The 12953-nt window shown below is 61.8% G+C and carries 10 protein-coding genes; 7 read left to right on the forward strand and 3 right to left on the reverse strand.

The genetic code is table 11. The annotated features are described in order from the left end of the window. The first annotated feature begins 115 nt into the window (after nucleotides 1-115). The 7 genes from B5483_RS21850 (at nucleotide 116) to rnk (ending at nucleotide 8794) form a co-directional block, all read left to right on the forward strand. Nucleotides 116-1234, forward strand: coding sequence for a Fic family protein (locus B5483_RS21850; protein ID WP_245829534.1), 1119 nt, complete (start codon nucleotides 116-118; stop codon nucleotides 1232-1234). A 289-nt stretch (nucleotides 1235-1523) separates the two neighbouring features. Next, the gene (locus B5483_RS21855) at nucleotides 1524-3440 is read left to right on the forward strand and encodes a potassium transporter Kup (RefSeq protein ID WP_245829536.1); all 1917 of its coding nucleotides are present in this window, start codon (nucleotides 1524-1526) and stop codon (nucleotides 3438-3440) included. Between the two features lie 25 nt (nucleotides 3441-3465). Next, complete coding sequence (locus B5483_RS21860; RefSeq protein WP_079732019.1) at nucleotides 3466-4911, forward strand: sensor histidine kinase; 1446 nt, start codon at nucleotides 3466-3468, stop codon at nucleotides 4909-4911. Then, nucleotides 4908-5588 (forward strand): response regulator transcription factor, encoded by a 681-nt coding sequence (locus B5483_RS21865; protein WP_079732020.1) that lies wholly within the window; start codon nucleotides 4908-4910, stop codon nucleotides 5586-5588. The genes B5483_RS21860 and B5483_RS21865 overlap by 4 nt, the downstream gene beginning before the upstream one ends. Before the next feature lie 406 nt (nucleotides 5589-5994). Then, nucleotides 5995-7101 carry a Fic family protein gene (locus tag B5483_RS21870; protein WP_079732021.1) on the forward strand — a complete coding sequence of 369 codons (1107 nt, stop codon included), beginning with the start codon at nucleotides 5995-5997 and terminating at the stop codon, nucleotides 7099-7101. Between the two features lie 41 nt (nucleotides 7102-7142). Further along, nucleotides 7143-7478, forward strand: a complete 336-nt coding sequence (locus tag B5483_RS23610; protein WP_245829538.1) for an AbrB/MazE/SpoVT family DNA-binding domain-containing protein — start codon at nucleotides 7143-7145, stop codon at nucleotides 7476-7478. Between the two features lie 557 nt (nucleotides 7479-8035). Further along, complete coding sequence (gene rnk, locus B5483_RS23745; RefSeq protein ID WP_079732023.1) at nucleotides 8036-8794, forward strand: nucleoside diphosphate kinase regulator; 759 nt, start codon at nucleotides 8036-8038, stop codon at nucleotides 8792-8794. 248 nt (nucleotides 8795-9042) lie between these two features. Here rnk and B5483_RS21895 read toward each other — a convergent pair whose 3' ends face one another. The 3 genes from B5483_RS21895 to B5483_RS21905 form a co-directional block, all read right to left on the reverse strand. Continuing rightward, complete coding sequence (locus B5483_RS21895) at nucleotides 9043-11433, reverse strand: putative bifunctional diguanylate cyclase/phosphodiesterase (RefSeq protein WP_079732025.1); 2391 nt, start codon at nucleotides 11431-11433, stop codon at nucleotides 9043-9045. Nucleotides 11434-11733: 300 nt separating this feature from the next. Further along, nucleotides 11734-12426, reverse strand: a complete 693-nt coding sequence (locus B5483_RS21900) for a VIT1/CCC1 transporter family protein (protein WP_079732026.1) — start codon at nucleotides 12424-12426, stop codon at nucleotides 11734-11736. Beyond that, nucleotides 12423-12866: a helix-turn-helix domain-containing protein gene (locus tag B5483_RS21905; RefSeq protein WP_079732027.1), complete on the reverse strand. Its 444-nt coding sequence runs from the start codon at nucleotides 12864-12866 to the stop codon at nucleotides 12423-12425. Before B5483_RS21905 ends, B5483_RS21900 begins: the two co-directional genes overlap by 4 nt. Nucleotides 12867-12953: the final 87 nt, after the last annotated feature.

Raw genomic sequence — 12953 nt, forward strand, 5'->3', positions numbered from 1 at the left:
TGACTGCTTAATATCCATTCGCAAGGCCTCCATCTGCCCCGCGAAATTCACAACATCCCCGATCCGCACAAGGCCGGGTTCTGTCGACGTTTACGTATTTACCGCATAAGGAGCGGTGATTGTGCCCTGCATCCACGAACAGACAGATTGGCCGAACCTGATCTGGAATGAGCCGCAGCTCTTTCAGCCGCTGGCAGCTGTCCGCCACAGGCAAGGCCGATTGATCGGGCATATGGAAGCATTGGGATTTCCATTGCGCGAAGAAGCGGTGCTCCAAGCGTTGACTGAGGATGTGCTGAAATCCAGCGAGATCGAGGGGGAAGTGCTCGACAGGGAGCAAGTGCGCTCATCCATTGCGCGCCGCCTCGGGATGGAGATCGGTGGATTGGTCGAAGCCGATCGCGATGTCGAAGGCGTCGTGGAAATGATGCTGGATGCGACCCAGAACTACGCTCGACCTCTGACAGCTGAGCGCCTTTTCGATTGGCATGCGGTCTTGTTCCCGACCGGGCGAAGCGGGATGAGCCGCATTACGGTCGGTGCTTGGCGGGGCGATGAAGGTGGCCCCATGCAGGTCGTCTCAGGGCCGATCGGTCGTGCGCGGGTTCACTATCAGGCCCCTGCGTCCAACCTGCTGGATCGGGAAATGTCCCGTTTCCTCGCGTGGTTCGAGACGGCAATGCTCGACCCTGTCTTGAAGGCTGGCGTTGCGTACTTGTGGTTCGTAACAATCCATCCGTTCGATGACGGGAACGGATGGATTGCGCGTGCGATCGCAGATCTTGCGTTGGCGCGTGCGGAAGGCACTGCACAGCGCTTCTACAGCATGTCAGCTCAGATCCGTGCGGAGCGGAAGGCTTACTATGACATGCTGGAAACGACGCAAAGTGGCGGGCTGGACATAACGGCCTGGCTGCTCTGGTTCATTGGCTGCCTCGATCGTGCATTCGACAGGGCTGAGACGATCCTCGCTGGGGTGATGCGCAAGGCGAGGTTATGGGACTCGATGGCAGGGCAGATGCTCAATGATCGGCAGCGCAAGGTGATCAATCGTCTTCTGGATGGCTTCGAGGGCAAGCTGACCAATGCCAAGTGGGCAGCGATGACCAAGACGTCGTCCGACACGGCTCTGCGCGACATCAACGACCTGGTTCGCAAGGGCATTCTGGAGAAAGATGCAGCCGGGGGACGCAGCACTGGCTACTCGCTCGTGGAAGAGGCCAAAAATGCCTGACCACGGCGTCGGAATATGAACGAGGCAGGCATACATAATCGAAGTCCGGTCGGGCGCCAGCCCGCATGGGCAACCGGACAAGACGATGGTCATTTTCATCCCCGGCGTACCGATATTGGGATTTGCACGGATTGGCTTCGGTGGCGGGTAGGCTTCAGTCGCACAGGCGCGCGGGGGCACGACCGGGGGCAGACTTAGATGGCGGAGTTTATGCATTTTTAATGGCGCGCCGGCGGCTTTCCCATGGCGCCTTAATGCCCCGGCGCGCGATCTTGCTTTCCACGATCGAATGGAAACCAAGATGCTCGAAAAATCTCCCTTGCCCCATGCCTCCACCGCTGCCCTGACCTTGGGCGCGATCGGTGTCGTCTATGGCGATATCGGCACGAGCCCGCTCTATGCCTTTCGCGAGGCGCTTGCCCATGTCGGCGGACAGGAGATCGGCAGCAGTGACATCATCGGAGTGCTGTCTCTGGCGCTCTGGGCGCTGATCATCGTCGTGACGCTGAAATACGTGCTCTTTCTGTGCCGGATGGACAACAAGGGCGAGGGCGGCGTGCTTTCGCTCATGGCACTGGCGCGGATCGCGACCGGGGGGCGCTGGCTGATCGTCACCATCCTCGGTGCGACCGGGGCCGCGCTGTTCTACGGCGATGCGATCATCACCCCGGCCCTGTCCGTTCTCGCCGCCGTCGAAGGTCTGAGGACCGTGCCGGGGCTTGAGGGCATGGAACTGCCGATGATCCTGGGCCTGACGATGGCGATCCTGTTCGGGCTGTTCGCCTTCCAGTCGCGCGGGACGGCCGGCGTCGCCAGCCTGTTCGGCCCGGTGTGCTGTGTCTGGTTCCTTGCGCTGGCGGCCCTGGGCCTGACCCATATCTTCGATGCGCCGCAGATTCTGGCCGCTTTCAACCCGCTCGCGGCTACCGGCTTTCTCACGCACCACGGAATGCCCGGGCTCTTCGTGCTCGGCGCGGTGTTCCTGACCGTGACCGGTGCCGAAGCGCTGATCGCCGACATGGGCCACTTCGGGCGCGGGCCGATCCAGCTGGGTTGGCTGAGCTTCGTCTGGCCGGCGCTGACGCTGAACTATCTGGGGCAGGGCGCCATGGCGCTGCAGGCCCTTGGCGACGCGCAGGCCGCGGGCAGGCCGTTCGAGAATGCGGACTGGTTCTTCCTGATGGCGCCCGATGCGCTGCGGGCGCCGCTTGTCGTCCTGGCGACATTCGCGACCATCATTGCCAGCCAGGCCGTGATCACGGGCGCCTACTCGCTCACGCATCAGGCGATTGCCCTGGGACTGCTGCCGCGCATGACCATCCGCCAGACATCGGCATCGCAGAGGGGCCAGATCTACATGCCCATGGTGAACTGGCTGCTTCTGGGCGGCGTGATGGTCCTCGTCTTCGCGTTCAAAAGCAGTTCGGCGATGGCGACGGCCTATGGAATCGCGGTGACCGGCACCATGGTCGTAACAAGCCTGCTTGCCTTCATCATTGCCTGGCGCGCATGGCACTGGCAGCCGTTCTGGACCGCGCTCCTGCTTGCGCCGTTCCTTGGCCTCGACATCGTTTTCCTGGGAGCCAATGTGCTTCGGATCATGGAAGGCGGATGGGTCCCGCTGCTCGTTGCAGGCGCCATGGGAACGGTGATCGCGACCTGGCTCAGGGGGCGGCAGGTCATGCGCCTGCGGATCGCCAGACAGGGCGCCTCGATGCAGCAGCTGGCCGCAGCGCTGGAGCAGCGCCCTCCAGTGATCATTCCCGGCGTGGCCGTGTTCCCGACCGAGAACCTCGACGTGGCCCCCTCGGCGCTACTGCACAACCTCAAGCACAACAAGGCGCTGCACGAAACGAACGTGCTGCTCAAGGTGGTCACCGAGGGCGTCCCCTACGTGGCGCCTGCGGATCGACTGGCGCTGGAACGGATCAACGAGCGCTTCACCGGGGTCGTCCTGCATTATGGCTACATGGATCAGGTCGACGTGCCGACCGACCTCTCCCGCGGGGAAGGGCTGCTGCTGGGCCGAGGCGGGACTTCGTTCTTCGTGGGGCGCAATGCCATCCGGCGCGCCAGCAATCCCATGTTGCCGCGGTGGATGACGTGGCTTTATCGCTTCCTGCACCGTAATGCTGCCGATCCTACGGCCTGGTTCGCCATTCCGGCCAATCGCGTCGTGGAACTCGGAAGTCAGATCGAATTGTGACCTGAGAGCAGCTGGACTGGACAGTATGCAACGCCCGATAGCCTCTTATGCGATTGCCCTGTTCGGCGTGGCGGCCATCGCCTGGCTGACCGCCGCCCTGCTGCCGAAGATCGGCATTACCTCGGCCGCGCTGATGTTTCTTCTGCCCGTGCTCTACGCGGCAGTGCGCGGCGGGTTGCTGCCCGGTCTGCTGGCCGCCTTTGCAGGTGCGATCGCCTACAATTTCTTCCTTCTTCCGCCGCGCTTCACATTGCGGATCCACGGCTTCGACAACGTGATCAGCGTTCTCGTATTCGTCGTGGTCGCCGTGGTGACGAGCCGGCTTGCGACATTGCTGAAGGCGCGCGAGGAAGAAGCGCTGGCCCGCGCCGCCTGCAGCGAGGAACTGGCGGCGCTTTCGGCGTTGCTGGCGGCAAAGGATGCCGCATCGGCGCTGGGCGAGGCCATCAGCTGGCTTGAACGGCGCCATGACCGCATTCTGCTGATCGACGAAGATTTTTTGTCAGGCAACGATGCCGGCCTGTCCGCGCTCGACCTCGCCGCAGCATCATGGGCCTTGCACAACGCAGACATGACCGGCCACGCCACGCAAGTCATGCCCGCTGCAGACTGGACATTCATACCTCTTGGCCCGCACCTCGGGACGGACCCTGATGTCCTTGCCGTTGCCCGTCCCGCGACCGGCGTCACGCGCAGCGCAAGCGACCTGTCCCATCTGGGGCAGATTGCCGCCCTGCTCGGTCAGGCCCGGGACCGGGCCGCGCTTGAGCAGGAGACGCGCGAGCGCGAGCGCCTCGCCCAGGGCGACCGGCTGAGGCGGACCTTCCTTGCTTCGCTCGCGCATGATTTTCACACGCCGCTGGCAGTCATAACCGGACGTCTTGTATCGCTCAGTCAGACCGTACCCGATGCCGACGAGGCCCTTGAAGCGGCACGGCGACTGGAACGGATGCTGGAGGACCTGCTCGGCGCTGCGCGGATCGAAGACGGCTCGGTCGTACCGCGGATGGAAAGCGTCGATCTCGTCGATGTCGTCGGGGCGGCGGTGGAGGCTGTGCGCCTGCCGGGCCGGATCGCATTGGTGCGCGATATCCCGCCCGACCTCCCGTTCGTCCATGCGGATCCGGTGCTGCTGCGCCATTGCCTGATCAACTTGCTGGACAACGCGGGGCGGCACGCCTTCGGCACGGTTACGCTTTCGGCGCGATGTGCAGGTTCCCGCATGGTGCTGGCGGTCTGCGATGACGGTAGCGGGATCGCCGAAGCGGACCGCGCGCGGATCTTCGAACGGTTCATCAGGCTTGAAGTCGATGACCGGGGGCAGGGCAGTGGGCTGGGCCTCTCGATCGTCAAGGGCTTTGCAGAGGCCATGGCGATCCCCATAACCGTGTCGGACAGCGCGTCCGGTGGCGCCTGTTTCCGTCTCTCGCTGGCGCAGGTCAGTCCCCGGCAACCGGAGCCCGAAGAATGAGCAGGGTCCTGATCGTCGACGACGAAGCGGCAATCCGGCGCCTGCTCGAGGCAATCCTGTCCCGCGCCGGTCACGACTTCATCGCTGCCCCGAACGCGGCCGGCGCGCTGGCCGCCCTCGATCGCGGCAATGTCGATGTCATCCTGCTCGACCTGGGCCTGCCCGACCGGGACGGATTGGAGGTTATCGCCGCGGTCCGGCAACGCTGCGCCATTCCGATCATCGTGCTGACGGCGCGCCACGAGACAGCCGAAAAGATCTCGGCACTCGACCTCGGTGCAGACGATTATGTGACCAAGCCATTCGACAGCGACGAACTGCTGGCGCGCCTGCGCTCAGCCCTGCGCCGTTCCGGAACGGCGATGACCGGCGACGACGCGTGCCTCGAATTCGGCCCGGTCAGCATGGACCTGGCGCGCCACGAAGTGCGATGCAATGACGCACCGGTTGCTCTGACACCGCGCGAGTACGCGGTCCTCAAGGCCCTGCTGCAGGCCTCCGGACGCATCCTTACCCACGCCGCGATCCTCGAACAGGTATGGGGCAAGGCGCACATCGAAAGCGTCGACTACCTGCGCGTCGTCATCCGCGCCTTGCGACTGAAGCTGGAAGCCGACCCTTCGGACCCTCGCCTGATCCGCAACGAACCGGGCATCGGCTACAGGCTGGTTGGTTAGTTTGAGTGCGCAAAGGTGTTCGGCAAGCGCTTAATTCCAAGCCGGAATAAGGCGCTCTCACGGGGCTCCGAAGATTGCAGACTGGCTGCGGCAAGCGGCCAGGTGTTGAGGCTCCGGTTTGACCTTGGCGGGACATTGGCACTGCATCTTCCTGCCCCCGCTCTCCCCACTCTTCATGTTTCTTCGTCTGACCGGTCGCGGGCACGGGCTCCCAGTGCATCTTATGGCTGCGACATTCCCTTACCCAGCAGCGCGGGGCCGGTGAGCCGACAGACCCCATGCTCCCCATGTGGCGAAGAACCACAAGGATCCAAGAGAGCGTGTGATGGCTGGGTGAGGCAGAAATCGAAGGTTTTTGCCTCAGGAAAGTGTATCCAATGAGTTATAAAGAGGCTATTTATAGCTCATGAAGTGGAATTGGCAGCAGCCAGACTGGCCTCAGTTTCGTTGGGAGAGCGCCCCTTTGGCGGCGCTTGAAGCCCAGTTCCTGCAACAAGCCGGCATTCTCATTGGGTCGGTAAAGCACCTCGCCGACGATGACCGTGCCGCCATCACCATCGACATCATGACTGGCGAAGCGCTCAAAACTTCCGAGATTGAAGGTGAAGTGCTCAATCGCGACAGCGTGCAAAGCTCGCTACGCCGCCAGTTCGGTCTTGAGATCGGCGATCGTCGCATCCCGCCGGCCGAGCGCGGCATCGCTGAAATGATGATCGGGCTCTATCGCGACTTTGCCAAGCCGCTGACGGATGAGACGCTGTTCGCCTGGCACCGCATGGTCGTCAGCGGGCGCCACGACATCGAGGCTGTCGGCAGCTACCGCGAACACGCGGATGCCATGCAGGTCGTCTCGGGATTCAGCCACAAGCCGAAAGTTCATTTCGAGGCCCCGCACTCGAAGGACGTGCCGCAGGAAATGCAGAGTTTCCTGTCATGGTTCGCTGCCACGTCTCCCGACGGTCCAAAACCCTTGCCAGGGTTGACCCGGGCCGGGATCGCTCACCTTTATTTCGTGTCGATCCATCCGTTCGAGGACGGCAACGGTCGTGTGGCCCGTGCGCTAGCCGAAAAGGTGCTGTCACAGGCAATCGGCCAGCCAAGCCTAATTGCCCTTTCACATGTCATTCAGCGCAAGCGCGCCGCCTATTACGATGCGCTGGAAGCCGCCAACAAGCATAACGAAATCACTGCGTGGCTGACCTATTTCGCCGAAACCGTGCTGGACGCTCAGACGCACAGTCTTACCCTGATCGACTTTCTCATTACCAAGACGCAATTCTACGACCGTTTCCGGGGCCGGTTCAACGAGCGGCAGGCCCGCGTTATCGCCCGGATGTTCCTCGAAGGGGTGGATGGCTTCACAGGGGGACTGAGTGCGGCCAATTACATCACCATCACAGGCACCTCTCGTGCGACCGCCACCCGCGATTTGCAGCAGTTGGTCAGTATGGGCGCATTGGGGCAGACCGGCACGTTGAAATCAACTCGCTACTATCTCGACCTGGGCAAATAGCGGGCGATGGGCCCGAAGAGTGAAACGCCGCTTTGGTCCCTTTGGCCGGTGCGCACGCGGTCAAACAATCTGGCCGGGTTCCTTCGCCCTCATTTGGAAGACGATCATGCCCGGCCGCGGCCGCACTGAATGTCGGTCAGGAAGTCGAGATTCGCGAGGAGGGCGGTCGGCTCATCATCAAGCCGGTCCTGAAGCCGGACTACACGCTCGAGGAGTTGCTTGCGGGCATGAAACCCGAGAACTTTCACGAGATTTTCGCGCCAAGCCCTCAGCACTCTGCTGAACGGGCATTCGGGATCAAGGCCGATACGCAGTCGGCCTATGACCTAGCTGGCGTACGCGCGCTCAAGGTAGAACGGATCGCAGAAGCAGCTTAGGAAGAATCGCGCCGAAACGGAGAGCCTTGCCTCGAATAATGAGCGGCAAACGTGCGCCCACCCTTGCCGTTCGACAGCGATTTTCCTGCGGAGGGAATCGGACATCCAAATCTGACTGGGTCTGGGATGGCTGGAGGGCCAACGTGCCTGATTGGATCAGGCGGGTTCGAAGGTCGCTCGAACGTCCGCCATGGAAATGTCGACCCGTTCAGGATTGCCGGGATCGAGGTCTTACGCCTTGGGGCGAGCATAGCGCGCACTTGATCGAGTTTCGCGGGGCTGCATTTGGATCTGTGGCTGGCCAGATGCGAGAGATCGGTGAAGACCAACCCATGACCGATCACGGGCTCGCAATTTGACTGCTCTCACGGATTGCGGCAACCTTACCTCATGATTCTTGACGTTCGGCATTTCCGGTACGCCCGCCATGGGGGGCAGCTTCTCGCAGGCATTTAGCCCCGAGTTCAGGTGGATAGCACCCCGAACTCGGGGTGAAGGTGAAACTACGGCGCCCGACAGCGGCGCTGCTCCACGCCATCCACCGGAAAGTTACAGCCATGCCAAAGTCAGGGGCGGCAAAGCGGCCGCCAATTCACTTGATAGACGTCGAAGCCGATGCGCTCTCGGGCCTTGCCTACTCAGCGGAGAAGCTTGCGCCCGACGTCAGCAAGCTCCTGCTTGAGGAGATTCTGCGCGCCAAGGTTTTGAAAGCCGAGCGCATCCCGAAAGACGTCGTCACCATGCGTGCCACAGTGAAGTATCGCGACGAAGCGAATGGCACTGCACGCTGGGTACAATTGGTCTATCCCCGCGAAGCCGATATCGTTCAGGGGCGAATTTCCATACTCACTTTGATTGGCGCTGGCCTTGTAGGTCTGCGCGAGGGACAATCGATCCTATGGCCCGACCGGGAGGGGCAAGAGAGGCTCCTGACGGTCATCAAAGTTGTGCAGGACACCCAGGCCGAGACGCCACAACCTGCGGCGAAACCGCTGCGCGCCGAAGGCTTGTCCAGCTTGCCCGAACCGGCTGCCGAGCAACAGGTCGGCATCGATGTCATCATCCAGATCGAAATCGATCGACGCCAACCAGGGTATCGCGCGCGGTTCGAAGAGGCCGTATTGAACTGGCCCAATCTGCAAGAGTGCCTGCTGCTGTCCAACGACATGAACTACTCGCTACGTCTTTGCCTCAAGAACATTGGAGAGTACGAACACGTCAAAAGCGGCCTGATGGCGAATTTGCCAGGCATCCGGAAATTGACCGCCAATTTCGTTGTGTCTGACCTGCTTCGAAGACGGGAGCATCAGGGTTAGCGACTGGGTCGATGGGAAGTTCGAATCCACTAGATCGACTGCATTCCCGGGTCGCAGCTACTCGGCGATCCGTGCGCCAATCACGCTTTCGCCGAAACCTGGCGTATGGTGCCCGAGATCATCCCGTTCATCTACGGCTACGGCGCCCTTGCACGAACCATGACGGGGCTCTGACGACTGCCCCGTCAACTCCTGCAAGGGCCCCGTGCAACACCGAAGTCGGCGATTTCCGGCATTCGTTCTCGCCATCATCTCGTTCCGCGTTGAGAGGAGGTCTTGAGCACTGGGGATAGGCTGCCTTCGGACAATTCCAAGATGGATTCCAGATCTCGTTCATCGGACCCTTCTGTCCGGTTGAAGGGCAAGTTTCGCGAAGGCACCGCTTTGCTGAAAAGGAAACCCTGCACTTGGGCGCAACCCCGTTGTCGCAAGGCTTCCAGTTGGTCATCGGTCTCGACACCTTCGGCGGTCGTGCTGATCTCAAGGTCTTTGGCCAAGGCGATGACGGATTGCACAATGGCTTGGCAGTCTTCGCGGTCAAGTAGTCCAGACACGAAACTGCGGTCGATCTTGATTTTGTCGAACGGGAACGCTTGCAGGTATTTCAAAGAGGAATAGCCTGTTCCGAAATCATCGAGACTGATCCGCACGCCCATTCTCCGGAAACTCTGAAGCAGCTTGAGAACTTCTTCCTCGTCGCGGATGAACAGGCTTTCGGTCACTTCGAGCTCAAGCCGTTGAGGTTGCACACCGCTTGCGGCCAGCGCGTTTGCGACGAGCCTCAGAAAACCCTTGTCCCGCATTTGGGCCGGCGAGACGTTGACGGCGATGGTCAAATGATCCGGCCACGTGGCCGCTTCGGCGAGGGCGTTGCGGATAACCCATTCCCCCAACTCGTTGATAAGCGTGCTCTCTTCGGCGATCGGTATGAAAACATCGGGATTCAGGACTCCCTTGGCGGGATGGTTCCAGCGCACGAGCGCCTCATATCCCCCGGTCTGTCCGGTGGGTAGATCGACAAGCGGTTGGTAGTGAAGCTCCAGTTCGTTGCGTCCGATCGCATTTCGCAGCCCGGTCGCCAGATCTCGCCTTTCCTGCATCTGTTCGCGCATGCTGGCGTCGAAGACGGAGAAGCCGTTGCGTCCGCCGACCTTCGTCTCATACATGGCAAGATCGGCGGCGCGCAGAAGTTCGTCTGCCGTCATCCCGTCGTCAGGGGCGACGGCAGCGCCAATGCTCGCGCCGATCGTCATGGCTTGTCCGTCGATCTCAATCGGCTTCTCAAACTCCCCAAGCAGGCGCTGGGCCACCTCGAGGCATTCTTCGCGAGAGGGCAGATCGGATAAGAGGACTACGAATTCATCACCGCCTAGCCTGGCAACCAGGTCTCCGGGACGAACCGCCTGCTCGAGTCGGCGTCCCACCTCAACCAGCAGGGCATCGCCGGCCGCGTGGCCATATCCGTCGTTGATCTCCTTGAAATGGTCGAGATCCACGAACAGCAGGCCTGCCGATCGGCGGGTCGACAGACGTATCATGGCCCGTTCCAGAGTCGCATTGAACAGGGTGCGATTAGGCAAACCGGTCAACAGGTCGAAATGGGCCATGTGGGAAATCTTGGCTTCCGCCTGCTTGGCGTCGCTGACATCGGCAATGAACCCGCGCCACCCGCCCGCTTTGCCGCGCAGTTGGACAATGGGGCGTCCGTTTAGCGACCACCAGCGTTCCTCCCCACGAACTTTCAGCGGAAGAATTAGATCGCGGAAGCTCTCGCCCGAATTCAATTTTGCCTGGAGCTCCTGCCGATGGATGCCTTCATGGAACAGGACTGCCAAGGGCATGCCGTCGAGCCGATCCGCATCGATTCCGCAGGCATCGCAAAACCGCGGCGACGGGTTGGAAATGCGTGCCTCCGCATCGATTTCATAAAGCCAGTCGCTGCCCTCGTCATCGTATTGATTGAGGAGCAGCTGGATCGTTTCGTTCGACTGCGCCAATCGTTTCGTGCGGATGCGCCGTGTGGCGAACAGATAGAAAAGGTTATAGATCGACCAGTGCAGGAACGAGGCGAGAAGTCCTATCGCGACCGCAACGGGTGCCGCGGCCATTCCTTCGCGGTTGAGCAATCCTGCAATAATGGCGCAAGCACTCGAAAGCACGGCGCCCAGCGCCAAATGCGGCAACGCGAGAATGCTGATACCGTCGATCACCATCATGGCGATACCCAGCGCCGTTAGCCCCTGTAATTGATCTTGCGGCGCAATCACGATTGACCAGCCAAGCATCACACACCACCAGATGGCGCGGATACAAAAGGTGTTCCTGCGATAGCGAAGTGCCAGCGTTTGACTGCATTGGAGATTCGCCTCACGGTGCCTGAGCGACGCCTGAACACCCATCACAAGGGCAAAGCCTACCAGCACCGCGCAGACAAAAGCCAGATTGCTCGAACGACCGACAAGCAGGAGAAGAGCAGAGAGCCGAACCAATTCGAGCAGGGTGAAGGGGAATGAGCGAAGGTAATCACTCCGGCAGCGCGCGAACCAGTCCTCCTCGTGCGGTTCCACGCGATGGCGGGTGAGCGCCAATAGCGTGATAGGCGTTCGCTTGATCAGCTCGGGGCCGATTTTGTGCATCATCAATTCTGTCCTCTCCCACGCCCCCCCGGTCGTTGAGCCGGGCCGATGCTTTTAACGGAGCTTGGCGGGCTGGGACTTGGGCAAAGGTCCGTAGATATGCCCAGTAAATATTTGGCTAAAATAGAAAAATTTTGCCGAAGCCAAGGGCAATGACTCCCGTCGTCGATGGGTCGCGAAGCGACGTGAACGAATGGCTGGCTCCGAGGAGCGGTTCACGCCGCAGGAACGCTGGCTTTGCGGCGGGACATTCCAACACCTGCCGGTCCGCTTCTCGTCCCGGCGCAGCCGTTCCGCGATCATTCACACACTCGTCCCCACCAGGCTGCCAATCGCGGCCGTAAGCGCCATCGCCAAAGCACCCCAGAAGACTACGCGGGCCACCGGGCGCAGTGGCTTGGCTCCGCCGGCCTTGGCCCCGACCATCCCCAGCAGGGCGAGGAACAGGATCGAGCCCACAGCCTGCCCAAGCCCCACCAGCCCTATCGGCAGCAGCGCCGCCAGCGTCAGCGGCAGGGCGGCCCCGGCAGTGAAGGTGCCGGCAGAGGTGAAGGCGGCCAGCACCGGCCGGGCCTGGGTTGTGGCGGTAATGTGCAGTTCGTCGCGCGCATGGCTGCCCAGCGCATCGAAGGCTGTCATCTGCCGGGCCACCTTTCGGGCAGTTTCCGGATCGACGCCGCGGCTCTCGTAAATCCCCGCCAGTTCGGCCAGCTCGGCCTCGGGCCCGCTGGCCAGCTCCTCCTTTTCGCGCGCAATGTCCGATTGCTCGGTATCCGATTGCGAGCTGACCGAGACGTACTCGCCTGCCGCCATCGACATGGCCCCTGCCACCAGCCCGGCGACGCCCGCCACCAGGATTGCCGGGCGGTCTGCGCCCGATGCAGCGACGCCCAGGATTAGGCTGGCAGTGGACACGATGCCATCGTTCGCTCCCAGCACGGCGGCGCGTAACCAGCCAATACGGGATACCAGGTGCTGTTCGGTATGCGGCCTCATGCCTCGTTTTCCCCCTCGGGCCCCGCTGCCTGCAGCAGCGAGGTATCGATCAGTTCGTCTACGAACAGCGCCAGCAGCGCGGTGTGTGATGTGACGCCAGCCTTGGCATAGATGCGCGCCAGTTGCGCCCGGACCGTGCCCGCCGCCGCGCCGCGCAATGCGGCAATCTCGGCCACGTCGCAGCCTTTCAGGGCGAACAATGCAACATCGGCCTCTGCCGGGGTCAGTTGCCATTGGGCAAACCGTAGCTGGACCAACTCGTCCAGCGCGCCACGGGCAACCGCCACCGCAGCCTCGTCCGCCCGGGAGGCGGCGATCAGATGGCGGATCTGGTCCGCGCCAAGCACCACCGATATCAGCAGGGCCATGGCGGCGATGCCTTCCACGATCAGATGACTATCGGTTCCTTCCCCGGGCACCATTTGTTCTTTTTTCCTCATCCAGCAGCATACAGCACCGTCTAGGAAATGGCGGAAAACGGGGGTTTTTGACTAACCCGCCGTCCCCGTACGTCCCCGGGGGTACAC

It is taken from the genome of Novosphingobium mathurense (genome assembly GCF_900168325.1).
In the GTDB taxonomy this organism is placed as follows: Bacteria; Pseudomonadota; Alphaproteobacteria; order Sphingomonadales; family Sphingomonadaceae; genus Novosphingobium; species Novosphingobium mathurense.